Source organism: Enterobacter sp. Li2LvB3, assembly GCF_056156645.1.
In genome coordinates this window covers 25,589-49,073 of sequence record NZ_JBSICG010000015.1, presented here as the reverse complement: position 1 = coordinate 49,073, position 23,485 = coordinate 25,589, and the positions used below count along the sequence as shown (strand labels likewise).

The following is a 23,485-nucleotide window of genomic DNA, read 5'->3' as shown; positions in this document are numbered from 1 at the left end:
CAGTTACCCCGGTCACCTGGCCGGGGTTTTTCGTATGGTAAGTCGTGTAAGGGCATGTCGTGAACACATTACTCACGCGTCGGCTGCTGCAACTGCTGCCGATGCTTTTCTTTATTTCGCTGGTGGCTTTTTTGCTGGTCAAACTCGCGCCCGGCGATCCGGTTGCTGCGTACATTACGCCACGTATGGCCCCGGAAGATATTGAGCGTATTCGCCAGAGTATGGGGCTGGATAAACCTCTGGTGACGCAGTATGTGCTGTGGCTGAAGAACGTTTTACAGGGCGATCTGGGCTATTCGCTGATTTACCACCGCCCGGTGCTGGAGATGATCGGCGAGCGCATTCCGGCAACGTTAGGGCTGATGGGCGCCTCGCTGCTGATGGCGATTGTGCTGGCCATCCCGCTGGGACTGCTGGCTGGGGCATTTAAGCACCGTTGGCTGGATCACGTGCTGAACTTATTCGCCTATATCGGTATTTCGGTGCCGATTTTCTGGTTTGGTATTCTTCTCATTACCGTTTTTGCCGTGCAGCTGAACTGGTTCCCCAGCATGGGAATGCGCACCATCGGCATGGACGACAACTGGCTGGATGTCCTGCGCCACGGCGTGCTGCCGTGTATCGCGCTCACCTTTTATAACCTCTCCAGCTACGTGCGTTACATCCGTTCGAATACCATTTCACAGCTTTCTGCCGACTACGTGCAAACCCAGCTCGCCTACGGCGCGACACGTTCCGGTATTCTGTTCCACCATGTGCTGAAAAACGTGCTGCTGCCGGTGATAACCCTGTTTGGCCTGTCGTTTGGTGAACTGGTGGTAGGCGCGTATGTGACAGAAAGTGTCTTCTCCTGGCCGGGAATGGGCCTGCTTGGGATCCAGTCGATCACCTCGCTGGATTACCCGCTGATCATGGCAATCATCATGCTCTCTTCGATGATGCTGATCCTCGGCAACCTGGTAGCGGATCTGCTTTATCGCTTCGCCGATCCCCGCATTCGTACACTGAGGTAACCCGGATGAGCAGACGCTGGCAACAGGTTCGTCACCAGTTGCGCCGCAATCGTCCGGCGCAGTTTTCATTATTTGTTCTGTTTATTTTCGTCATCGCGGCCCTGTGCGCAGGGCTGAGTCCTTACGATCCCGACCAGATGGCGCTGGGTGCCCGCACCTTACCCCCGGATGCCTCGCACTGGTTTGGCACCGACGAATACGGGCGTGACTACTTCACCCGCGCGCTGTATGGCGGGCAGATATCACTGATGGTCGGTTTTCTGGCGATGGTTTTTTCCACGCTGATTGGCACGGTCGTCGGCACGGTAAGTGGTTATTTTGGCGGCTGGCTCGATAACCTGATGATGCGCGCCGTCGATATCCTGATGGCTATTCCGGCCTTCTTCCTGCTGCTGGTGGTGAACGCCTACCTCAAGCCCGGAGTGGATAACATTATCCTTATCATCAGCCTGCTGACGTGGATGAGCATGTCGCGGCTGGTGCGTGCGGAAACCCTGTCGGTGAAAGAGCGCGAGTATGTGCTCTATGCTCGCGCATCCGGGGAACACCCGCTGCGTATTATTGTGCGCCATATTATTCCTGGCGTACTGCCGACCATTATTGTGGCGGCTACGCTCAACATCGCGTCGGCCATTTTGATGGAATCGACGCTCAGCTTCCTTGGGCTTGGCGTCCAGGCACCTGCAGCGTCCTGGGGCAGTATGCTTAACAATGCGCAGTCGTACATTGGTGAAGCCTCATGGCTTGCGATGTTCCCCGGCATTTTGATCCTGCTGACGGTGTTCAGTTTTAACGTGCTGGGCGATGTGTTCCGTACCGCCTTCGAGCCGGGAGCGAACCGCGATGAGTAACTTATTAGAACTCGATAACCTGCAAACCACCTTTCACACGCGCGATGGCGATGTTCATGCCGTGCGCGGCGTGAGCTTTCAGGTTCAGCCTGGAGAACTTGTCGGCATCGTCGGTGAATCCGGCTGCGGCAAAAGCGTCACCTGTAAGTCGATCATTCAGCTTCTGGGTAGCAACGGGCGGATAACCGGTGGCAGTATCCGTTTTCAGAACGACGATCTGGCACAGAAAACCCCCGAGCAGCTGCGCGCCATTCGTGGCAACGACATTGCGATGATTTTCCAGGATCCGATGACGGCCCTGAACCCGGTGCTGACCATCGGCAAACAGATGTCAGAGATCCTGGTGCGTAACAAAGGTTTGTCAAAAAAAGCGGCAAAAGCTGCGGCGATTGACATGCTGGAGCAGGTCGGCATTGCCGAGGCTGAACGCCGCTATAGCCAGTATCCGCACGAGTTCAGCGGCGGGATGCGCCAGCGCGTGATGATAGCGATAGCGCTCTCCTGTAACCCAAAACTGCTGATTGCCGACGAGCCCACCACCGCGCTGGACGTGACCATTCAGGCGCAGATCCTGCGTCTGCTGAAAAGCCTGCAACAGAAAACGCAGACCGCCATTTTGTTGGTCACTCACGATCTCGGCGTGGTGGCGCAGGTGTGTAGCCGCGTGGTGGTGATGTACGGCGGGCTGGTGATGGAAGAAGGGAGCGTGGAGGACATTTTCTATCGTCCGGCGCACCCTTACACCCAGGGGCTGTTGGCCTCGCTGCCGCGCCCAGACGAGGTGAATCATCGCCTTTCGCCTATCGAAGGCTCGCCGCCAGGCTTGCTCAACCCACCCCCGGGCTGCCCGTTTGCCGAACGTTGTCCGAAACGGATGCCCCAGTGCGAAAGGCAGCCAGCGTTTTACACCACAGGAGAAGGCCATCGCGCCGCGTGCTGGTTATGGGCAAATAAGGAGGTTCAGGCATGAGCGAGCAACATTCGCCTTTAGTGAGCGTACGGGAACTGCGCAAACATTATCAGCTTAACGGCGGCCTGCTGCGCAAAGGCGTGGCGGTGAAAGCGGTTGACGGGGTGAGCTTTGATATTCAGCGTGGTGAAACCTTTGGCCTGGTCGGGGAATCCGGTTGCGGGAAATCGACCCTCGGGCGTGCCATCCTGCGCCTGTTCGATATCACATCGGGCGAGATCCATTTTGCCGGGCAAGAGATCGCCCACGCCCGCGAAAAAGAGCTGAAGCCGCTGCGTAAAAGAATGCAGGCGATTTTTCAGGACCCGTATTCGTCGCTTAACCCCGGTATGACGGTGCAACATCTGGTGGCTGAGCCAATGCAGATCCACGGCTACAGCCGGGAAGAGCAGCGGGAGCGGACTGAAACACTACTGTATAAGGTCGGGCTTAAAAAGGAACATCTTGAGCGGTTCCCGCATGAGTTCAGTGGCGGGCAGCGTCAGCGTATCAGCATCGCACGGGCGTTGTCCGTGCGCCCGGAATTCGTGCTGTGTGATGAGCCGCTGTCGGCGCTGGATGTATCAGTGCAGGCGCAGGTGGTAAATATATTGCAGGATCTCCAGCAGGAGCTGGATCTGACCTATCTGTTTATCGCTCATGACCTGTCGATGGTGCGCCATATTTCCAGCCGTATCGGGGTGATGTATCTCGGTAAGCTAGTGGAGGTTGCGCCCGCAAACGAGCTGTATCAGCATCCGGCGCATCCTTACACGCGTGCACTGCTGGCGGCGGTGCCGCAGCCGGACCCGCGTATTCGTAACCTCGAAGAAGCGACTTTGCGCGGTGAAATTCCCGGGCCAACCTCAACGCTGCCGGGCTGTAAGTTTTGCAGCCGTTGCCCACATGCCATGCCGGTTTGTCAGGCGCAGGAGCCCGCGATGCAGGAGATAGCGCCAGGGCATTTTACGGCGTGCTGGTTGTTTAAGATTTGAGCCTTAAACGTGTCGGGTGGCGCTTCGCTTACCCGACCTAAAGGGTTTCGTGTTTTGTAGGTCGGGTAAGGCGCAGCCGCCACCCGACATGACAGGCTGCACAACGCTATCCCAGAACCCGTTTCGCCCACACTTCTACGTCATCGCCACTGCCCAAATCCGCCTGCACCAGGCCATTGACCATAAACGTCGGGGAGACGTGAATACCGTTCTGGCGCGCATATTTACAGTGCCACTTAATCTCGGTTTGCAATTCCGGGCGGGCAAACGCCTCTGCAACCTGTACCCCGCTGTAACGTTCAATGCGCGCGACGATCTCTTCTGGCGTCGCCTGCATATTCGGGCCGCTACAGTGGTCGGTAAACTCAAACTCTTCGCGATGATCGGCCACGGCCTGCATCACCTTGTGCGCTGCGGCTTTGCCATCCGGCAATGTGGACGCCGCCAGAATGCAGCGCACAATCACGCCGGAAAACAGATGCCACGGCTGAGACTGTAAACGGATTTTGACCGTCACCTTATCTGCACCCGCCTGTTCCAGGAACGCGTTTAACTTGTTGAATGTTTTAACCGAGAAAGGGCAGGTTGGTTCCAGGAACACTTCGAAAGTGTGTGGGCCGTGACCCCATTCAAGCGGTTGCGCTTGTAAGCTCATGTTGACTCCTGATGTTGTGAATTTTTTAGTTATTGTCGCGACGAATAATTTGCCACGCAGGTGTATGATAAATCCACCTCTGTCAGGTTAATTACAACGTGCAGACGACGACAACCCTTCAAAAAATTGCCGCCTGCCTGTTTTAGGTTGGATACATGCGTAAAGGAAAGTTAAGCAGTGACGCTCCGTTCGGGACGTTGTTAGGTTATGCGCCGGGTGGCGTGGCGATTTACTCTTCAAATTACGGCAGCCTCGATCCACGTAACTACCCTGAAGACGCGGATTTCAGAAGCTATATCAGCAACGAATACATGGGCCACAAGTGGCAGTGTGTTGAGTTCGCCCGCCGTTTCCTGTTCCTCAACTACGGTGTGATTTTTACCGATGTCGGCATGGCGTGGGAGATTTTCTCTCTGCGCTTTTTGCGCGAAGTGGTGAACGATAACATCTTGCCCTTGCAGGCTTTTGCCAATGGCTCAAAACGCGCGCCGCAGGCCGGGGCGTTGCTTATCTGGCAAAAGGGCGGCGAGTTCCATGAAACCGGGCACGTTGCCGTTATTACCCAGCTGCTGGATGATAAGATCCGCATTGCGGAGCAGAACGTTATTCACTCCCCGCTCCCGTTAGGGCAGCAGTGGACGCGTGAACTGCGTCTGAGCGTTGAGAACGGGTGTTACACCCTTCATGACACCTTCAACGACACCGAGATCCTCGGCTGGATGATCCAGACCGATGACACCGAACACAGCCTGCCGCAGCCGGAAATCGACGGCGAGTTGCTTAAAATCAGCGGTGCGCGGCTGAAAAACAAACGTCAGTTCGACGGGAAATGGCTCAACGAAGACGATGCCCTTCAGAAGGCCTACGTGCAGGCGAACGGTCACTTTATCAATAAAGATCCCTGCCAGTATTTCACCATTACTGAAAGCGCCGAGCAGGAACTTATCAAAGCCACCAACGAACTGCATCTGATGTACCTGCACGCCACCGACAAGGTGCTGAAAGACGATAACTTACTGGCGCTTTTCGACATCCCGAAAATCCTCTGGCCGCGTCTGCGTCTTTCCTGGCAATGGCGTCGTCACCATATGATCACCGGTCGTATGGATTTCTGTATGGATGAGCGTGGGCTGAAGGTGTACGAGTACAACGCCGATTCCGCTTCCTGCCACACCGAGGGCGGGTTGATCCTTGAAGAGTGGGTGAAAAATGGCTATCGCGGGAATGGCCACAACCCGGCTGAAGGGCTACTGGAAGAACTTACTGGCGCGTGGAAACACAGCCACGCCCGACCGTTTGTTCACATCATGCAGGACAACGATATCGAAGAGGATTATCACGCCCTGTTTATCCAGCGCTCGCTCATTCAGGCCGGGTTTGAAACCCGGATCCTGCACGGACTTGGTGCGCTAAGCTGGGACAGCGCCGGGCAACTGGTCGACAATGAAGGTCGCCACGTGAACTGCGTGTGGAAAACCTGGGCCTGGGAAACGGCGATTGAGCAAATCCGTGAAGTGAGCGAAACTGAATACGCTGCGGTGCCGATCCGCACCGGGCATCCTGAAGGTGAAGTGCGCCTGATCGATGTGCTGCTGCGCCCGGAAGTGCTGGTGTTTGAACCGCTGTGGACGGTTATTCCTGGCAACAAGGCGATCCTGCCGGTGCTGTGGCAGCTCTTCCCGAACCACCGTTACCTGCTGGATACCGATTTTGAGGTGAACGCCCTGCTGAAACAGACTGGCTATGCCGCTAAACCGATTGCCGGGCGCTGCGGCAGCAACATCGACCTGATAAGCCCGCAGGATGAACTGCTGGACAAATCCAGCGGCAAGTTTGCTGACCGTAAAAATATCTACCAGCAGCTGTGGTGCCTGCCAAAAGTCGATGGCAAGTATATTCAGGTGTGTACCTTTACCGTGGGCGGGAACTATGGCGGCACCTGTTTGCGCGGGGACGATACGCTGGTGGTGAAAAAAGAGAGCGACATTGAGCCGTTAATTGTCGAGAAGAATAAGTAATGCTAACCGCTCCGCGGGATTGTTTCCCCGGAGCGGTATGTCTCCCTTCTTGCGCGCCATCCCCACTAAATGAATAAATTTTCGTGGCCAGCGAAACCTTTTCGACATCATTAGCGAACTACTCTTCAGGTAATACATTTTTCCTGATGGAGCTGACCATGAAACCGTTGAAAACGTTGTCTGCCGCCGCTGTACTGAGCTTTTCTCTTTTTGCCATGAGCGCACATGCTGCGCTGGAAGTGGGGGATAAAGCCCCGGACTTTAGCCTGCAAGGGGCGCTGGGCGGTAAACCGCTGACCTTCTCGTTGCAGCAGGCGCTACAGAAAGGGCCGGTGGTGCTCTATTTCTTCCCGGCGGCATTTACAAAGGGCTGTACGCTGGAAGCCCACGCCTTTGCCGAAGCAACGGATGACTTTAAAAAACTCGGGGCAACCGTGGTGGGAGTGACCGCCGGAAATGTCGACCAGGTGGATGAGTTCTCGAAACTGGAGTGTCGCGACAAATTTGCGGTGGCGGCCGACCCAGGGGCAAAAGTGGCGGCAGAGTATAAAACGCTGATGCAGATGAATGGCAAAACTCTGTCTGACCGTACCTCGTACGTTATCGCCCCGGACGGCAAGATCCTGCTGAGTTACACCGACCGTAACCCTGATGAACATATCCAGAAAACGATGGATGCCGTGAAAAAATACGCGCAATCGCACTCGTAACTTAGCCTCCGGGGTTTTCTATGCTAACGGCTATTCTGGCCGCCTTCGCGGGCGGCATTATTCTCAACTTTATGCCGTGCGTCTTTCCGGTGATTTCGCTGAAGGCGCTGGGGCTTTTACGTCATCAGGGCAACAGCGCGAGCGCCCGTACGGAAGGACTGGGCTTTTTGCTTGGCGTTATATTTACCATGATGGCGCTGGCGGCCGTGCTGCTGGCACTGCGCGCCGGAGGAACGGCGGTGGGCTGGGGATTCCAGCTCCAGTCACCGCTGGTGATTGCTGCGCTGGCGTTGATCATTCTGGGGGCGGCGCTGAACCTGCTGGGGGTGTTTGAAGTCGGGTTGTCGCTTCAGCGGGCAGGGGAAATCAACGCCGAAGGGCGCGGTGCGTTTGTGCGTTCAGCCTTAACTGGCGCACTGGGTATTGTGGTGGCTACCCCCTGCTCGGCACCGTTTATGGCGGGGGCCGTGGGTTACGCGCTGGTTCAGCCGCCTGTCGTGGCGCTGGCCATTTTTCTGGCGCTGGCGCTTGGGTTTGCTGCGCCATTTACCGCGATTTCGCTCTTTCCGGGGATGGCAAAACGCTTACCGCGCCCGGGAGCCTGGATGGATATCCTCAAGCGCGGCCTCGCTTTTCCCATGTTTGGCGCTTTTGCCTGGCTCGTCTGGGTGCTGGCGCAGCAGGCGGGAACCACCGCGCTGGCGGCGATGCTGGCCTGTGCCGTGGTGGTGAGTTTTACCGCGTGGCTGTACGGTATTGCCCAGCGCAGGCGCTTTACCGGACACAGCTATAAAGTGCTACTGGCGGTGACGGTGGTGTTGTTTCTGGCGGCGATAACGCCGTTGCCGGGCGTTATGCACACGCAAACTGCCCAGCCGGAAAGCCCGCTTGCGGATAACATTACCGAGGTGAAATGGTCGCCACATACTGTGGCGGAAATGCGCGGTCACGGCAAAGCCATTTTCGTCAACTTCACCGCATCCTGGTGTATTACCTGCCAGGTAAACGATCGCACATCGTTATCCACCCAGGCGGTGAAACAGGCGATTTCCCGCACCGGAACTGTCTATATGGTCGCCGATTCAACTAAATTTAATGCTGATATCGACGATGCTATGAATGCGTTTGGGCAGGGCGGGCTGCCGTTGTATGTGGTCTACCCGGCGGATGGCAGCGCACCGAAAGTGCTGCCGCAGGTGCTTACGCCGTCGATTGTGGTGAATGCCCTGAATCAGGCATCCGGTAAAAAAGCATGAGGTAACAATATCGTGGCGGACTATGGATAACGATCTCGCCCCGCGTGAGCGCTGGCCCGCGCTAATGGCCTCCGCCCAGGCGGGGGATCGCGAAGCCTATACGCAACTGCTGCGGGCCATCGTCCCGGCCATCCGGGTGCTGGTTCGTAAGCAGGTTGCCGATAGCGCACTGGTTGACGATGTCATCCAGGATGTCCTGCTGACGGTGCATCGGGTTCGCCACACCTACGACCCGGCGTTTGCGTTTCTACCCTGGCTGATGGCCATCGTGCAGGCGCGTGCTGTTGACGCGTTGCGCCGCCGTGGGCGTTATCAGCAACGAGAAACGGATGACGAAAGGGCGTATGACGGTGCCACGGTAGAAAATCCGGAACATCGGGAAAATGAAGAACAGCTGGCGCGGATATTAGACCAGCTTCCGTCGCGACAGCGGCAAATTGTTGAACATATCCATTTGCAGGAGATGAGCCTTGCGGAGGCCGCTGCGCGCCATAATCTGAGCATTGCAGCCGTGAAATCATTACTTCACAGGGCATTAACCAATCTTCGCCGTATGGGAGCGAATCATGGGCAGTCATGAGGTGTTAATTGAACAGTTGAGCCGGGACGCGAAGCCTGTCTATCGTCCCTGGACAAACAGCAGGAGAGTCATTGCCTGGCTGATGATGGCGCTGCCCTGCGGTGCCTTGAGTAGCCTGATGTTTCAGCGTATCGCCACCGACTGGACACAGCCCGGCGCGGCGTTAGCTGTGCTTCAGTTAATCCTGGTGTTTATTACCGGCACGCTGGCTATTCGTAACGCGTTTTTGCTCAGCATCGCCGGGCGAAAACCCTTGAGCTGGCGATGGTTTGTGCCGCTGGGGGTGCTCTGGCTGGGCAGCGTGGGGTTAAGTCTCGGCCAGACGAATACGCAGGCCCATCATCCTGATGAGGTGAACTGTTATGTCTTTATGATGGCGGTGAGCGCGCCGATGATGGTGCTGGTAATCGGTTATTTGCGCCGAACCCGGGCGCTGTATCCGCTGCGAACGCTTGCAGTGGCGGGAGCGGGCGTTGCCTGTATGGCGTTAACGTTGCTTTCGTTTTGTCATCCCGTAGAGGTGCATCCGGTGGATTTTTTGCTGCATGTGGCGGCGGTGGTGACGATTGTACTGGTGACGATGGGCGTGGGGTGGAAGTGGGTTGTGCTACGTTGAGGATAAAAAAACGGGGCCATTAGTGGCCCCGTTTTACAGTCACGATTAGAACATCTTGCGTACACGCAGGCTGAAGGTGTGCGCCTGGTAACGGTCACCCGCTTGCAGATCGTAGCGAGCATCCAGGTTCAGGTTATCTTCGCTATACAGCGTGCTGCCGATGGCCACGCCAGCCATATCTTCCACCGGGGCAGTACCTTTAGACATAAAGCCCGTTTCACCCACGGTATCTGCGGCATACGATGCATGACTGCTGGCCTGACTTGTATCGTACTGGTGCAGCCAGGTAACCTGAGCGAACGGTGTGAGGTTACCCACGCTGGTGGCGAAGGTTTTCTCAACACGAGTGCCGATTTCGCTGACGACAGACTGCGTGTGGCTGCTGCTTACGTCCAGCGCCATACCATTGCCGCCCGTTTCTTTGTAGCCATCAACGTGCTGGTAGCCGTAAGTCAGGCTGGCAAGTGGTGTCAGTACCACATTTGTTGGTAGCGTGAACGGATAGCCTAACTCGGTCTGTAGGGTAATGGACTGACCGTTAAATTTACCGTCGGCAGAGCCGGAGAAGCCGGTAAATTCAGCACGACGAACGGAACTGTAATTCTGACGGTTCAGACCCGCAGACAGGTTCAGATACCACGGCTGACCCGTATATCCTGCATAGCCAATGATCCCGTAGTTGTCGGCGGTAGAGGTGTTGCCGCTCAGGTTATCTTTACCGCGAACAGAGGTGTTGCTGTAGTTCAGTGCTGCGCCCAGACGCCAGTCGTCACCCAGCGAACGATCCGCACCGAGGATCAAGCCGCCAAATTTCGCCGTGTAGCCACTCACATCTGCGGTGCTGTCCTGGCGAGCGTACCCACCAAACGGCTGCCCCCAGACAATCCAGTTACTTTCGTAGTCGTCACCGGTTGCAACACCGCTGGTTCCGGCGCTGCTCGGGTTACGCACAGCATCAATATGCGCCCCGACCACAGCCTGCGCCGTTGACGTAGCAACCGTTGCCGCGGAGCTGGTGTTGAGGTTTTGTGCAGATGACAGGCTCTCACCAACACGGTTAGCTTCCCGCTTGCCTTCGATCGCCAGTGAAGCGTTGTAGAGGTCAAGTAGCTGCGGGGAGGCAATACCGGTGTAATTCGCCAGGCCACCCAGTGCGGCTTTCGCGCCAGGCATGGTCGCAAGTCCAGGTCGGGTTGGTTCCGGGGTAACGACCGGAGGCGTGACCACTGGAGGCGTGATAACCGGAGGCGTGACCACTGGCGGGGTGACCACAGGTGGCGTCACAACCGGCGGCGTGACCACTGGCGGGGTGACCACAGGCGGGGTCACAACCGGAGGTGTCACCACTGGCGGGGTGACCACTGGCGGGGTCACAACCGGAGGTGTCACTACAGGTGGAGGCGTGATAACAGGTGGTGTCACAACCGGAGGTGTAATCACCGGCGGAGGCGTAACCACTGGTTCAGCACCTACGGTTAAGACCAGTGCTTTATTTGAACCGTCATCAACCACTGTTCCTGTCACTGCCCCGGCGTAACCTACAGCTTTGTAGTTCAGCTGATCTGCGTTGAAATTAGTGCTTGCACCGGCAGCAGAAACCACCACGTAGCGTTGCCCTTCGGCGAAGTTGTATGTGTTGCCGGTGCGCAGCAGGTTCACGCTGGAGCCCGCATCGATCGTGGCGTTCCCGCTCACGTTCAAACGTCCATAGCCGAAATCGCTCTGGCTATTGCCATCTGCGGCGACCAGGTCGGAAATCCCGGAGATCAGCGTTGCAGCTGCATTCTGGTGATAGTCGCCTGTAATGCTGATGTTATTGTTAACCTGCAACGAGGCTGCATCGTTGAGCACTCTGCTGGTTGAAACGTTAACATTATCATTCAGCAGCAGTGAACCTGTGCCAAAGACTACGTCGGAACGGGTAGCACTGATATTACCGATGCCCGTCAGCCCGGTTAATGTGCCTGTTGTTCCCGTCCCGCCATTGATGACTAATGGCATCGAGCCGTTGGAGTAAATGTCACCGGAAACTAACCCGCTGTTGGTCAGGGTGACGCTGGAGCTCGCGTTAGTATCGTTATAGATATTAAGCGCATAACCCGAGCCGGTTAACGTACCGTTGTTAACAATGCTCGTTTCAGGGTTCAGGCTACTGTAGCTTGAGAGGTAAATACCTGAGTAACTCCCGGAGATAGTACCATTGTTAATAATGCTACTGACGACTTCGGTGCTGGACGTGTTGGCATAAATCCCGGAACTGCTGGAACTGATCTGTCCATTGTTTTCAATGGTGTCAATAGAACCATAGTTGGAAATACCAAAAGTATTACCACTAATGACATTGTCGTTAATGATATTATGGATGGTACCCCAGTTAATGACGGCACCAGAATCTAAGAAACCCAGGTTACCATTGCTGAGGGTCCCGGAATTATACAGTGTACCGATGGTGCCATAATTATTAATTGCGCCATTCTGGCCGGGCATAGGCATAAAGCTGGAGTTGTTTGAGATAATAAGACCGTTGTTGGTGATATTATCGATAGTGCCCTGGTTATAAATGCCAATATAACCACTAATGACGGCATTAGTGGTATTAGTCAGTTGATGAACATAACCCATGTTGTCGATAGTGCCAGCATTCATCATGCCGAAATTATAACTATTTGGATTGTTCTGGATGGTTCCATTGTTGATAAAAGTATCAACTGAACCCGAAGTACCGATTGTAACGATATCGCCATAATTAAAGGGATCGGTACTGGTAATAAAACCGTTATTGGTTAATGTGTCAATTGTACCATCAATCTGAACGATGCTACTGTAGACGGAATCCGGGATATTATCGTTAAAATCACTAATGGTGCCGTCATTGGTCAGTGAGGTGAGTGTCCCACCCTGACTTAAGGTAAATGCTGTTGTAGGGCTACCTGTCAGCGAACCGGTGTTGGTGATATGTACCTCAGGAATAGTGCCTGCAACCTGCAAGCTACTTTGTGCTGAGTCGATAGTAATAATACCTGGAAGCGCAAAAACAGGATTAACTAATAACCCTTGTGCTGCCGTAGAGGCAACCAGCAGAGAAATCAGCTGGCTGAGTTGTTTTTTTTCCATGATGAGCCGCCACAAAGTTGCGATATGTGTAGTTGCAGGTGCAATGTTATTCGGATTAATCCGATATTGTTGCGGCGAAGAATATACAATTTGTTGCAGAAAACAATAAGGTTTGTTTAATTATTTCATATTGAAATAAGACCATATTTTTAGTGTTGATATTAATTTAACTTAAGGTGACGGAGTGGTATGCAAATAAAAAGCAAGGCATTATTAGCTGGCATACTGATTAGCTTATCTTTTTTAATTGCAGGCTGTGTTTCGGTAGATTCCCGAACCGAAGCAACCCGGATCGCCAGTACCGCTGGTCTGAACAGTGAAAACATACCGACACGTTCTTTCGTGATAGCGACATGGGGCCGATTCACTCCGCCTGTGAACTCAATACGTGTTTACATCGAAGGTGATGGATTTGCCTGGAAAAGCCGTACTCAACCCTCTGATGATCCTACACCTCATCAGCCAACAGGGCTGAAGCTGGCTGCCGCCGATCCGGGGCAGAATGTGCTGTATCTCGCCAGACCTTGCCAGTTTATCGGGCCCCCGTTGCCAGCAACTTGTCAGGTGAACTGGTGGACCAACGATCGTTTTTCGGCGGTTGTGATTGATACCATGAATGAGGCGCTGGAAGTATTTGCCAGCCGCTATCCTGGGGTGAAACTCGATATGGTGGGGTATTCCGGTGGCGGGAACATCGCGGCGCTACTCGCTGCTCGTCGTAAAGATGTTCGGTCATTACGTACTGTTGCAGGGAACCTCGACGTTGCATGGGTGAATACCTTGCATAATGTTACCCCAATGCCGAATGCCATCAGTGCAATTGATCGTGCTGCCGAACTGCGTACATTGCCGCAAATCCATTACAGCGGGGATGCGGATAAAACGGTTCCTGTTGATGTTGCAAGGCGTTTCCAGCAGGTAGTCGGGGGAAATTGCATTCGTGTGGAGGTTGTCAGTGGAATGACACACAGTGCCGACTGGGCGGCAATTTGGCCGCAATTACTGAAGAATCCATTGCCTGGGTGCTAATTGAAAAGACGAAAAATACAATTATCTGATTGTGTTATTAATGTGGAATATTCACTTGGGGTAGTGCGTTGAACAGATGTAATAACGGTATTTCTTCAGGGGGCGGGTAGTAAATAACTAGCCAAAATTTTCCTGAGTGAAATTGGGCTGAAGTAAAAGTATAAGCGCAGGAGATTGTTTGAAGGGAGAGTCCCTTTGCTGGATGGGCCATTTTCCCAGAAAGCAAAAAACCAGCCCTAAGGCTGGTTTTTCTGAATAGTGGTGCCCGGACTCGGAATCGAACCAAGGACACGGGGATTTTCAATCCCCTGCTCTACCGACTGAGCTATCCGGGCAACGGGGCGCATTAAACCCGATCCACATTCTGGCGTCAACGAAATTTGTTGTTTTCGTTACAGACTGCACACTCTCTCGCCAGTTTGTGGCCATCTCAGGCGAAAAAGTGTGTCCAGAGCGCAGAAAGCGGCATTGCTATCAGCAGGGCAGGCAGCATATTTACTACTGCGAACATCTTAATCCCGCAGATGCGCAACCCGGTTGCCAGCAGCAGCAAACCGCCCACGGCGGTAAAATCTGCCATCATTGCCGGAGTGGTCAGCGGCAGAATAAGCGTCGCGCAGGTTGCCAGCGCCAGCTGGATAAGCAGCATCGGCACGCAAATCGCGGCTACCGCTATGCCAAGCGTGGTGGCAAAAATAGTGGCGGTAAAGAAATCCAGAAAGGCTTTAGCAATCAATATACTGGGGTCACCTGTCATCCCTTCCTGCATCGAGCCGAATATCCCCGTGCCGCTGGCGCAAAACAGAATAATGATGGCGACATAGTTTTGAATAAACGACTCGTGATTGCCGTGCTTCGCTTTGCCCGGGCGCGTAATCAGGTTCTTCGCTTTACTTACCGCGTTGTTGATCCCTTTTTCCAGATAGCAAAACTCGCCTATTAGCGCGCCGAGCAGGGTCGCGAGCACCATCACCGGCAGGTTGGCACATTTAATGACCAGCAGGATACCGATACCTAACGATGCAAGGCCGAAAATAGAAGGCATGGAGGAGCGAATACGCTCCGGTAACCGCTGGCTTAATACGGCGCCAAGTACACCGCCCAGTAAGACGGCACCTGCATTAATAAAAGGACCGATAACCACAGTAAGCTCCTGTTATTTAATCATTGATATTGCATTATTATTGCACGGACTCGGTGTTAAAGGCTTAGCTTTGGATGATTAAGTGCATAATGATTCCTTCTTGCACCCTAAAATAAAAGGTGACATGATTGCGCGAATTTTCTCCTCTTCTGATACGGAGCCGCCAATGTTGACACTGCTTACCGCTGCGCGAATGCCTGTCCGTATCACGCTATTCTACTCTTGTCTCACCGTGCGGTGAGGGTAACGCTGGCTCACTGCAGGACAACAGTAAAACCAGACGCGTTCTGATTTTACTGATGTCTGGCGGTCGGAGCTGATTCCGATCAGACACATTCGTTGGGCAGGGTATTTACCCTGTCCGGGGCCTTTTCTCCCCTGAAACGGGTATTTGTGCTTATGAAATCAATGAAAATTGCCGTCAGCCGCGAGCTGGTGTCCACCGTGTCTACTCACCGCGAAAAGGTGACGCTGGACAATACCGATTTTACCGACGTGGCGGCAGTCGTCATTACGGTCGCTGAGAGTTGCAGCGGCATCCTTGCGTTACTGAAGCGTACCGGCTTCCACTTACCGGTGTTTATGTTCTCACAAGAGCCAACGGATGTTCCTGAGGGCGTGACGGCAGTTATCGCCGGTAAAGCGCAGGAGTTTCTGGAACTGGAAACGGCTTCCTGCCGTTATGAAGAGGATCTGCTGCCGCCGTTTTTTGACACCCTGAGTCAGTATGTGGCGATGGGGAACAGCACGTTTGCCTGCCCTGGGCATCAGCATGGTGCGTTTTTCAAAAAACACCCTGCGGGACGGCAGTTCTATGATTTCTTCGGTGAGAATGTGTTTCGCGCCGATATGTGCAATGCCGATGTGAAACTCGGCGATCTGTTAATTCACGAAGGTTCTGCCAAGCACGCGCAAAAGTTCGCGGCAAAAGTCTTTAATGCGGATAAAACCTACTTCGTGCTCAACGGAACATCTGCCGCCAACAAGGTGGTCACCAACGCGCTGCTGACCCGTGGCGACCTGGTGCTGTTCGATCGCAATAACCATAAGTCCAACCACCACGGTGCGCTGATCCAGGCCGGCGCTACGCCGGTGTATCTCGAAGCAGCGCGTAACCCGTTCGGCTTTATTGGCGGTATTGATGAGCACTGCTTTGATGATGGATATCTGCGGGAGCTAATCCGTGAGGCGGCGCCGGAAAAGGCCGACGAGGCACGGCCGTTCCGCCTGGCAATCATTCAGCTTGGCACCTACGACGGCACTATCTATAACGCCCGTCAGGTAATCGACAAGATAGGACATCTGTGCGACTACATCCTGTTTGATTCCGCCTGGGTAGGTTATGAGCAATTTATCCCGATGATGGCGGAAACATCTCCGCTGTTGCTGGAACTCAACGAGAACGATCCGGGTATTTTCGTGACCCAGTCTGTGCACAAGCAGCAGGCCGGGTTCTCGCAAACCTCGCAGATCCATAAAAAAGACAACCATATTCGTGGCCAGGCGCGTTTCTGCCCGCACAAGCGGCTTAACAACGCGTTTATGCTGCACGCCTCGACCAGCCCGTTTTATCCGCTGTTCGCGGCGCTTGATGTGAATGCAAAAATTCATGAAGGCGAAAGTGGCCGCAGGCTCTGGGCGGAGTGCGTGGAGCTGGGCATTGAGGCGCGTAAGGCGATCATTGCGAACTGCCATATGATCAAACCCTTTATTCCACCCGTGGTGGCAGGGCGTCCGTGGCAGGATCACCCGACATCGACCATCGCCAGCGAGCGTCGTTTCTTCAGCTTTGAGCCAGGCGCGAAATGGCATGGGTTTGAAGGCTATGCCCGCGAGCAATATTTTGTCGATCCCTGCAAGCTGCTGCTGACCACCCCAGGTATTGATGCGGAAACCGGTCACTACACTGAGTTTGGCATCCCGGCGACCATCCTCGCGCACTACCTGCGTGAAAATGGCATCGTACCGGAGAAATGCGATCTGAACTCGATCCTGTTCCTGCTAACCCCTGCTGAAAGCAGCGAGAAGATGGCGCAGCTGGTGGCGATGCTGGGGCAGTTTGAGCAGCATATTGAAGATGACACCCCGCTTGCCGACGTGCTGCCGACCATTTATCAGAAATACCCGGTGCGCTATCGGGACTACACCCTGCGTCAGTTGTGCCAGGAGATGCACGATCTGTACGTCAGTTTTAACGTGAAAGATCTGCAAAAGGCGATGTTCCGCAAAGAGAGCCTGCCTGCGGTGGTGATGAACCCACAGGATGCTAACCAGGAGTACATTCGCGGTAACGTCGAACTGGTGCGTATTCGTGATGCCGAAGGGCGCATTGCTGCTGAAGGGGCGCTGCCGTACCCGCCGGGTGTGCTGTGCGTGGTGCCTGGCGAAATCTGGGGTGGGGCGGTGCAGCGTTACTTCCTGGCGCTGGAAGAGGGCGTTAACCTGTTACCGGGCTTCTCGCCGGAGTTGCAGGGCGTTTACAGCGAAAAAGACGCCGACGGGATCCAGCGGCTTTATGGGTATGTATTGAAGTAAACCCCTGCCCGAACGAACGCCGGGTGGCGCTAACGCTTACCCGGCCAACAAAAACATTCAGACCTCTGCCCGCCTGTACATTCTGCGCGGATGCCCAATCTTCCCGTACAGCATTTCCACACTCAAAAAACCTGCCTCCACGCAGTGCTCCAGATAGCGCCGGGTTGTCGTTTTACTCAACCCCGTTTCGGTCACTACCTCGTCAACGGAAAAATAGTGGGCTGATTTCTGGTTAAACAGGGTTTGCACCAGCGCCAGCGTATTCTCTTCAATGCCTTTACTGCCATTATCCTGGCGATAGTTTTTGGCCTGGAGCTGGTACAGCGAATCAACGTTCTGCTGATCGACAATCTTCCAGACCCGCTGTTGTTCGGCGAACTGCACAAAGCGTTCAAGCGACTGGCTGAGCCTTTTCCAGGACACGGGTTTCAGAATGTAATCAAACGCGCCGTTGCGAATGGCCTGGCTGCACGTGTCCATGTCGCTTGCGGCCGTGATGAAAATCACCGAGCAGTTAGCGCGGGTCAGCATCGGGTTGCTGATAAGCGTGATCCCTTTGCCATCGGGAAGGTAGTTGTCCAGCAGCATCAGTTGCGGCTGTTTGCTTTCGAGCTGCACCTGCGCGTCAGCCAGGGACGATGCAATACCCACCAGGCGCAGTCGCGGGTGTTTGCTGATAAGCTCGGCGTGGAGCTGTGCCAGCGCGCGCTCGTCTTCAACAATCAGTACGTCGATAAGTTCATGTTGCATAATCGGTATCTTCCAGTTCCTGAACGGAACGCCGGGCGGCTCCCGTGGCGGGAATAAACAGTGAGAAAATTGCGCCACGCGGCATGTTATCGGCAACTTCTATCGAGCCGCCAGCCTGCGTGACATAGCTTTCAATCAGGTACAGGCCAATACCATGATCGCCGCGTGTTTTGGTGGTGATGCCGCGCTCAAAAATCCTGTCGCGGATCTCCGGTTTGATGCCCACGCCCTGATCGGCAACTTCAACGATCAGTTCCTGTTCGTTCAGTTTGATCAACACCTCCACCGGTGCGTGCGGCAGTTCAGAGCGTTGCGTCGCTTCGATGGCGTTATCCAGCAAATTACCAATGATTGAGATCAGCTCGGCTTCGTGCAGGGGCTGGAACACGGTGTCCATCCGACAGGCCGGGTCGAAATTCAGCTCGACCCCTTTTTCACGTGCGCGGGCTGTTTTACCCAGCAGCAGGCCGCACAGCGTGGGCGAGCTAAAGCGGGACGAAATAAAGTCCAGTAGCTCCTGAGCGTGCTCCGATTGTGCCTGAATATAGCCAATGGCTTCTTCATAACGGCCCATATGCAGCAGGCCAGAGAGCGTGGTCATGCGGTTAAGTTGCTCATGGCGCATAATGCGCAGGTTATCGACATAGCGTTTTACCTGGCTGAGCTGGGCGCTCAGGGTATCTATCTCATTGCGATCGCGGAAGGTGATAACCCATCCCTGAAGCGAATTTTCCAGCATGATGCGGACCCGGCTGGCGATCACCGTGAGATCGTTAAAGCGGCAGATCTCATCGTGGGTGTCTTTCGCCAGCATGGTTTGTGGGGCAAAGAAAGGGACAGGTTCGATAACCTGGCTAATCAGCTGGCCGCGCAACTCCCGGGCGGGCTGGCTTAACCCCAGCAGCTTTCTGGCCGCCTGGTTGATCACTTCAATGCGCAGGTCATCATCGATGGCGATCACCCCTTCATAAATGGACTCCATCATCGCTTTTTGCTGGCGCACCAGCAGACCGATTTCACGTGGCTCCAGGGAGAAGATCTGCTTCTTTATACTGCGGGTGAAAAACCACGAGAAGATAAACAGGGCGATGAGCAGCAGCACCGCTGCAATTAAAATATTGACGACCTTATTCACGGTAATGGTGTCGAGATAGCTGGTGAGATACCCCACCGAAACAATCCCCACCACCTGCCCGGCATCGTTAAAAATGGGCGCTTTGCTGCGCAGAGAAATGCCCAGCCCACCCTTGCGAATGGTAGTGGTGCTTTTCCCCAGCAGCACTTCTTCGTTATCGCCGCCGACAAGCGTTGTACCGACCCGGTCAGCAAACACGGAATGGAACAGATGCTGCCCTTTGTTATCGCCAATCACAATAAAACTGGCATCACTGTGGGTGGCTATTTTTTGCATAAAGTCATGGATTGACTTGATATCTTTTTGTTCGACTTCATTACGTAAAGTGGGAATAAGCGCAATTTCTTCAGCTTGTATTTTAGCGCGTGCACTCATTTCCTGATAAAGCTGCCTGCCAACATCGACATAATAATATCCACCCAGTAACGTAAACAGCACTGAGAAAAAGGCTACCAGCGAAATAAACAGCTTGATCTGAAACGATACTTTCATAACTATCACGCAGGGTATCAATGAGAGGCGCCAATATATCATCTTTTCTCGCGCCAGCCCCCGGTTTGCCGAAAACTTGTGATCCCTTGCACAGCACGGCCTGTAAAAGATTTATCTGAAAGGTTTATCGCCCTGAAACGAAATTCAGAAATGTTATTTGTTTGTTCAATTTAGAAAAGAAACCATAAAAACCACGGCCATTAATAAGGCATAAATCACACTAAATAAAAGAAACCATTAAAACCATAGCTGCCATTAAAACTTCGGTTTTAATATGCCATTCCTCACATAAAGTAAGCCTTTGTGACTTTAAGCTGAACGCACAAAATAACCAAGGGGCTTATTATGAGCACAACTGACGACTCTTTCTCTGTTACCCACGACCCGATTGATATTCAGCGGCCATCGCTCAAGGAGCGCTGGTGGCATATTATGGATACCTGGAAAGTCGGGATTATTCCTCTGCCACTGTTTATCCTGGCGGGCGCGCTGATTGCCATTGACTGTCTGGGCGGCAAACTGCCAAGCGACATCGTGGTGATGGTGGCGACGCTGGCGTTCTTCGGCTTTGCCTGCGGTGAGTTTGGCAAACGCCTGCCGATTATCGGCAAGCTGGGCGCGGCGGCGATTTGCGCCACCTTTATCCCGTCTGCGCTGGTCTATTATGGTCTGCTGCCGGACGTGGTGGTCGAATCCACAACCAAGTTCTACAAATCCACCAATATTCTCTATCTCTACATCTGCTGCATTATCGTCGGCAGCATCATGAGCATGAACCGTACGGTGCTGATTCAGGGCTTCCTGCGCATCTTCTTCCCGATGCTGTGCGGTGAAATCGTCGGCATGATTGTCGGGATGGGCGTTGGCCTGGCGCTGGGTCTTGAGCCCTTCCAGATCTTCTTCTTCATTATTCTGCCGATCATGGCGGGCGGTGTAGGCGAAGGGGCCATTCCACTCTCAATTGGTTATGCCACCTTGCTGCATATGGACCAGGGCGTTGCGCTCGGCCGCGTGCTGCCGATGGTGATGCTTGGCGGTCTGACGGCAATCATTATTTCTGGCTGCCTGAACCAGCTCGGTAAACGCTACCCGCATCTGACCGGTGAAGGCCAGCTGATGCCAAACCGCGCCAATGCCGATGCAACTGCCACTCAGCCTGCGTTCTCTGGCAAAGCCGATGTCACCACGATTGCCTCTGGCGCACTGCTGGCGGTACTGCTCTATATGCTCGGGATGCTTGGCCACAAGCTGATTGGCCTGCCTGCACCGGTTGGCATGTTGTTTATGGCGGTGCTGGTGAAGCTCTGCAACGGCGCATCCCCGCGTCTGCTTGAGGGCTCGCAGGTGGTGTACAAATTCTTCCAGACCTCTGTGACCTATCCAATCCTCTTCGCCGTCGGTGTGGCTATCACCCCGTGGCACGAACTGGTGGCTGCGTTCACCATCAGCAACCTGCTGGTGATTGTGAGCACCGTCTCTGCGCTGGTCGCGACCGGGTTCTTCGTCGGTAAAAAGATTGGGATGCACCCAATTGATGTCGCCATCGTCTCCTGCTGCCAGAGCGGCCAGGGCGGTACCGGTGACGTGGCGATCCTGACCGCAGGCAACCGCATGAGCCTGATGCCATTCGCCCAGATTGCCACCCGTATTGGCGGCGCGATTAACGTCTCCGTCTCACTGCTGATTCTGGGCAACTTCCTCGTTTAAGTTTTCAGGAAAGAACAATGAAACTCGCAAGCTTTTTATACCAGGGTAAACGCAGCTACGGCATCGTGCAGGCCGAAGGTGTGATTGATTTAGGTCGCCGTCTGGGCGACCGCTACAGCGACCTTAAAGCGCTGTTGCAAGGGAACGGGCTGGCACAGGCCACCCGTTATCTCAACGATGCCGTGGATGTGCCGATGAGCGCCATCACCTTTTTACCGGTGATTGAGCAGCCGGAAAAAATCCTCTGCGTGGGCATGAACTATGCCGACAAGCGCAAGGAGTTTGACCAGCACAACCCGGCACCCACGCTGTTTGTCCGCTTCCCGGATTCCCAGACTGGCCACAACGAGCCGGTGCTGAAACCGCGCCACTCCAGCGAGTTCGATTATGAAGGCGAGCTGGCGGTGATTATCGGTAAAGGCGGGGAGAACATCAGCCGCGACGACGCTCTGCGCCACGTGGCCGGTTACAGCTGCTACATGGACGGTTCAGCCCGCGACTGGCAGCACACCTGGTTTACCGCCGGGAAGAACTGGCGTCAGACCGGGGCGTTCGGTCCGTGGATGGCTACCGCAGATGAAATCCCGGACCCGCACCAGTTAGCGATCCGCACCTGGCTGAATGGCCGCATGGTGCAGGAAGACAACACCAGCAGCATGATCCACAAGGTGGCGGAACTGATCGAGTACATCACCACCTTCACCCGCTTAAGCCCTGGCGATGTGATCATCACCGGCTCCCCGGGTGGCGTAGGTAAAAAGCGTAACCCACCGCTGTTTATGAAAGAGGGGGATCGCATTGAGGTGGAGATCGAACATATCGGCCATCTGAGTAACGTGATCATGGAAGCGCCGGCAACCACGCTTGCGGCAGCACATTAAGTAAGGCGGCAGTATGCAATCGCAACCCACTATCGATTTTCGTCTGACAGACGTGGCGAAACACCCGGAACGCTTAAGCCAGATCCGTTATTTACTGGCAGACAGCGGTCTTGGCCTGGACAACGACATTACGCTGTTCGTTGAGGCCTGGGTCGGAATGCAGCTGGTGGGTTGCGCAGGCCTTGCCGGTAACGTCATCAAATGCGTGGCGGTAAACGAGCAGCTTCGTGGCGAGAACTTGAGCGCGCGGTTACTGGCAGAAGTGGAGAACGCTGCGCTGGCGCGTGGGCACTTTCATCTCTTTCTGTGCACGCGTCCGTGCAATAAAGAGCGCTTTTCCCGCAGCGGCTTCTGGCCCATTGCCCAGAGCGGTAACAACGCCGTGTTGATGGAGAACACGCCGCAGGGCATTGAGCGTTACTGCCGTACGCTTAGCGCTAAGCGCAAGTGTGGCGAGAAAGTGGGGGCGATTGTGATGAACGCCAATCCGTTCACCCTTGGGCACCGTCATCTGGTGGAGCAGGCCGCGCAGCAGTGCGATGTGCTGCATCTGTTTGTTGTGCGTGAAGACGCATCGTTCTTCCCGTTCAGCGCACGCCTGGAGATGGTGAGCGCAGGTGTGGCACATCTGCCAAACGTGGTTGTGCATGAAGGCTCGCAGTACATCATTTCCCGCGCGACCTTCCCGGCCTATTTCCTGAAAGATACCGGCAAAGTGCAGCAGGCATGGAGTGAAATCGATGTGTTGATCTTCCGGGATCACATTGCGCCGGTCCTGGGGATCACCCACCGTTTTATCGGCTCAGAGCCATTTTGCGATATCACCCGTCAGTACAACCAGACGCTGCACGCGCTGCTTTCCTCCCGCATCGACGTAGTGGAAATGCCGCGCATAAAGGCCACCGGCAACGCCATTTCAGCCTCGGAAGTTCGCCGTTTACTCAAGACACAGCAGTTTACCCGGATCCGGGAGATTGTCCCGGAATCCACTTTCGCGCATCTCGAAGCGCACTACAGTGCGCGCGCGGAAGTCGCATAACTATCAGGAATTTATC

At 54.5% G+C, this 23,485-nt stretch carries 19 protein-coding genes and 1 tRNA gene; 14 read left to right on the top strand and 6 right to left on the bottom strand.

Features of this window, described 5'->3' with window-relative positions; all coding sequences use genetic code 11:
• Positions 1-59: 59 nt before the first annotated feature.
• Genes ACS603_RS13805 through ACS603_RS13790 form a run of 4 tightly spaced genes read left to right on the top strand, consistent with a single transcriptional unit; the run spans position 60 to position 3,808 of the window.
• A complete protein-coding gene (locus ACS603_RS13805; RefSeq protein WP_315686822.1) occupies positions 60-1,013 on the top strand; it encodes an ABC transporter permease in 954 nt (317 codons plus the stop codon).
• 5 nt (positions 1,014-1,018) lie between these two features.
• Positions 1,019-1,864: an ABC transporter permease gene (locus tag ACS603_RS13800; protein WP_446491471.1), complete on the top strand. Its 846-nt coding sequence runs from the start codon at positions 1,019-1,021 to the stop codon at positions 1,862-1,864.
• On the top strand, positions 1,857-2,834 hold the full coding sequence (locus tag ACS603_RS13795) for an ABC transporter ATP-binding protein (protein ID WP_474944433.1): 978 nt from the start codon (positions 1,857-1,859) through the stop codon (positions 2,832-2,834). Before ACS603_RS13800 ends, ACS603_RS13795 begins: the two co-directional genes overlap by 8 nt.
• On the top strand, positions 2,831-3,808 hold the full coding sequence (locus ACS603_RS13790; RefSeq protein WP_474944432.1) for an ABC transporter ATP-binding protein: 978 nt from the start codon (positions 2,831-2,833) through the stop codon (positions 3,806-3,808). Before ACS603_RS13795 ends, ACS603_RS13790 begins: the two co-directional genes overlap by 4 nt.
• Positions 3,809-3,914: 106 nt before the next feature.
• On the opposite strand, the gene ACS603_RS13785 is transcribed toward ACS603_RS13790, so the two are convergent.
• Entirely contained in the window at positions 3,915-4,463 is a 549-nt protein-coding gene (locus tag ACS603_RS13785; RefSeq protein WP_474944431.1) for a DsbA family protein, read from the bottom strand.
• A 155-nt stretch (positions 4,464-4,618) separates the two neighbouring features.
• Here ACS603_RS13785 and gss point away from each other — a divergent pair, with 155 nt between their 5' ends.
• The 5 genes from gss to ACS603_RS13760 all read left to right on the top strand — a co-directional run bounded on the left by gss (position 4,619) and on the right by ACS603_RS13760 (position 9,643).
• Positions 4,619-6,481, top strand: a complete 1,863-nt coding sequence (gss, locus tag ACS603_RS13780) for a bifunctional glutathionylspermidine amidase/synthase (RefSeq protein WP_182062429.1) — start codon at positions 4,619-4,621, stop codon at positions 6,479-6,481.
• A 158-nt stretch (positions 6,482-6,639) separates the two neighbouring features.
• The gene (locus ACS603_RS13775; RefSeq protein ID WP_182062428.1) at positions 6,640-7,191 is read left to right on the top strand and encodes a peroxiredoxin; all 552 of its coding nucleotides are present in this window, start codon (positions 6,640-6,642) and stop codon (positions 7,189-7,191) included.
• A gap of 20 nt (positions 7,192-7,211) precedes the next feature.
• Positions 7,212-8,447: a protein-disulfide reductase DsbD family protein gene (locus ACS603_RS13770; protein ID WP_474944430.1), complete on the top strand. Its 1,236-nt coding sequence runs from the start codon at positions 7,212-7,214 to the stop codon at positions 8,445-8,447.
• A 22-nt stretch (positions 8,448-8,469) separates the two neighbouring features.
• Positions 8,470-9,027, top strand: coding sequence for an RNA polymerase sigma factor (locus ACS603_RS13765; RefSeq protein WP_474944429.1), 558 nt, complete (start codon positions 8,470-8,472; stop codon positions 9,025-9,027).
• Complete coding sequence (locus ACS603_RS13760; RefSeq protein WP_474944428.1) at positions 9,014-9,643, top strand: DUF1109 domain-containing protein; 630 nt, start codon at positions 9,014-9,016, stop codon at positions 9,641-9,643. Before ACS603_RS13765 ends, ACS603_RS13760 begins: the two co-directional genes overlap by 14 nt.
• A 45-nt stretch (positions 9,644-9,688) precedes the next feature.
• Here ACS603_RS13760 and ACS603_RS13755 read toward each other — a convergent pair whose 3' ends face one another.
• Positions 9,689-12,757, bottom strand: coding sequence for an autotransporter family protein (locus tag ACS603_RS13755; RefSeq protein ID WP_474944427.1), 3,069 nt, complete (start codon positions 12,755-12,757; stop codon positions 9,689-9,691).
• Positions 12,758-12,946: 189 nt separating this feature from the next.
• On the opposite strand from ACS603_RS13755, the gene ACS603_RS13750 reads away from it, so the two are divergent.
• Complete coding sequence (locus ACS603_RS13750) at positions 12,947-13,786, top strand: alpha/beta fold hydrolase (RefSeq protein ID WP_474944426.1); 840 nt, start codon at positions 12,947-12,949, stop codon at positions 13,784-13,786.
• 259 nt (positions 13,787-14,045) lie between these two features.
• On the opposite strand, the gene ACS603_RS13745 is transcribed toward ACS603_RS13750, so the two are convergent.
• Both ACS603_RS13745 and ACS603_RS13740 read right to left on the bottom strand, forming a co-directional pair.
• A tRNA-Phe gene (locus tag ACS603_RS13745) sits at positions 14,046-14,121 on the bottom strand.
• A 95-nt stretch (positions 14,122-14,216) separates the two neighbouring features.
• Positions 14,217-14,930 (bottom strand): DUF554 domain-containing protein, encoded by a 714-nt coding sequence (locus tag ACS603_RS13740; RefSeq protein ID WP_474944425.1) that lies wholly within the window; start codon positions 14,928-14,930, stop codon positions 14,217-14,219.
• 399 nt (positions 14,931-15,329) lie between these two features.
• Here ACS603_RS13740 and ACS603_RS13735 point away from each other — a divergent pair, with 399 nt between their 5' ends.
• Positions 15,330-17,465 carry an ornithine decarboxylase gene (locus ACS603_RS13735; protein WP_474944424.1) on the top strand — a complete coding sequence of 712 codons (2,136 nt, stop codon included), beginning with the start codon at positions 15,330-15,332 and terminating at the stop codon, positions 17,463-17,465.
• 57 nt (positions 17,466-17,522) lie between these two features.
• Here ACS603_RS13735 and ACS603_RS13730 read toward each other — a convergent pair whose 3' ends face one another.
• Positions 17,523-18,215 carry a response regulator gene (locus ACS603_RS13730; protein ID WP_315686766.1) on the bottom strand — a complete coding sequence of 231 codons (693 nt, stop codon included), beginning with the start codon at positions 18,213-18,215 and terminating at the stop codon, positions 17,523-17,525.
• Positions 18,205-19,842 carry an ATP-binding protein gene (locus tag ACS603_RS13725; protein ID WP_474944423.1) on the bottom strand — a complete coding sequence of 546 codons (1,638 nt, stop codon included), beginning with the start codon at positions 19,840-19,842 and terminating at the stop codon, positions 18,205-18,207. Before ACS603_RS13725 ends, ACS603_RS13730 begins: the two co-directional genes overlap by 11 nt.
• Before the next feature lie 345 nt (positions 19,843-20,187).
• On the opposite strand from ACS603_RS13725, the gene ACS603_RS13720 reads away from it, so the two are divergent.
• Genes ACS603_RS13720 through citC form a run of 3 tightly spaced genes read left to right on the top strand, consistent with a single transcriptional unit; the run spans position 20,188 to position 23,469 of the window.
• Complete coding sequence (locus tag ACS603_RS13720; protein ID WP_182062392.1) at positions 20,188-21,549, top strand: 2-hydroxycarboxylate transporter family protein; 1,362 nt, start codon at positions 20,188-20,190, stop codon at positions 21,547-21,549.
• A 17-nt stretch (positions 21,550-21,566) separates the two neighbouring features.
• Positions 21,567-22,430: a fumarylacetoacetate hydrolase family protein gene (locus ACS603_RS13715; RefSeq protein WP_182062391.1), complete on the top strand. Its 864-nt coding sequence runs from the start codon at positions 21,567-21,569 to the stop codon at positions 22,428-22,430.
• Positions 22,431-22,443: 13 nt separating this feature from the next.
• Complete coding sequence (gene citC, locus ACS603_RS13710; protein WP_474944422.1) at positions 22,444-23,469, top strand: [citrate (pro-3S)-lyase] ligase; 1,026 nt, start codon at positions 22,444-22,446, stop codon at positions 23,467-23,469.
• Positions 23,470-23,485 lie beyond the last annotated feature (16 nt).

Coding starts and splice junctions, on each gene's coding strand:
- ACS603_RS13760 (WP_474944428.1), top strand. CDS start 9,014: ATGGGCAGTCATGAGGTGTTAATTGAACAGTTGAGCCGGGACGCGAAG.
- gss (WP_182062429.1), top strand. CDS start 4,619: ATGCGTAAAGGAAAGTTAAGCAGTGACGCTCCGTTCGGGACGTTGTTA.
- ACS603_RS13730 (WP_315686766.1), bottom strand. CDS start 18,215: ATGCAACATGAACTTATCGACGTACTGATTGTTGAAGACGAGCGCGCG.
- ACS603_RS13755 (WP_474944427.1), bottom strand. CDS start 12,757: ATGGAAAAAAAACAACTCAGCCAGCTGATTTCTCTGCTGGTTGCCTCT.
- ACS603_RS13785 (WP_474944431.1), bottom strand. CDS start 4,463: ATGAGCTTACAAGCGCAACCGCTTGAATGGGGTCACGGCCCACACACT.
- ACS603_RS13715 (WP_182062391.1), top strand. CDS start 21,567: ATGAAACTCGCAAGCTTTTTATACCAGGGTAAACGCAGCTACGGCATC.
- ACS603_RS13765 (WP_474944429.1), top strand. CDS start 8,470: ATGGATAACGATCTCGCCCCGCGTGAGCGCTGGCCCGCGCTAATGGCC.
- ACS603_RS13720 (WP_182062392.1), top strand. CDS start 20,188: ATGAGCACAACTGACGACTCTTTCTCTGTTACCCACGACCCGATTGAT.
- ACS603_RS13800 (WP_446491471.1), top strand. CDS start 1,019: ATGAGCAGACGCTGGCAACAGGTTCGTCACCAGTTGCGCCGCAATCGT.
- ACS603_RS13795 (WP_474944433.1), top strand. CDS start 1,857: ATGAGTAACTTATTAGAACTCGATAACCTGCAAACCACCTTTCACACG.
- ACS603_RS13725 (WP_474944423.1), bottom strand. CDS start 19,842: ATGAAAGTATCGTTTCAGATCAAGCTGTTTATTTCGCTGGTAGCCTTT.
- ACS603_RS13735 (WP_474944424.1), top strand. CDS start 15,330: ATGAAATCAATGAAAATTGCCGTCAGCCGCGAGCTGGTGTCCACCGTG.
- ACS603_RS13770 (WP_474944430.1), top strand. CDS start 7,212: ATGCTAACGGCTATTCTGGCCGCCTTCGCGGGCGGCATTATTCTCAAC.
- ACS603_RS13775 (WP_182062428.1), top strand. CDS start 6,640: ATGAAACCGTTGAAAACGTTGTCTGCCGCCGCTGTACTGAGCTTTTCT.
- ACS603_RS13790 (WP_474944432.1), top strand. CDS start 2,831: ATGAGCGAGCAACATTCGCCTTTAGTGAGCGTACGGGAACTGCGCAAA.
- citC (WP_474944422.1), top strand. CDS start 22,444: ATGCAATCGCAACCCACTATCGATTTTCGTCTGACAGACGTGGCGAAA.
- ACS603_RS13750 (WP_474944426.1), top strand. CDS start 12,947: ATGCAAATAAAAAGCAAGGCATTATTAGCTGGCATACTGATTAGCTTA.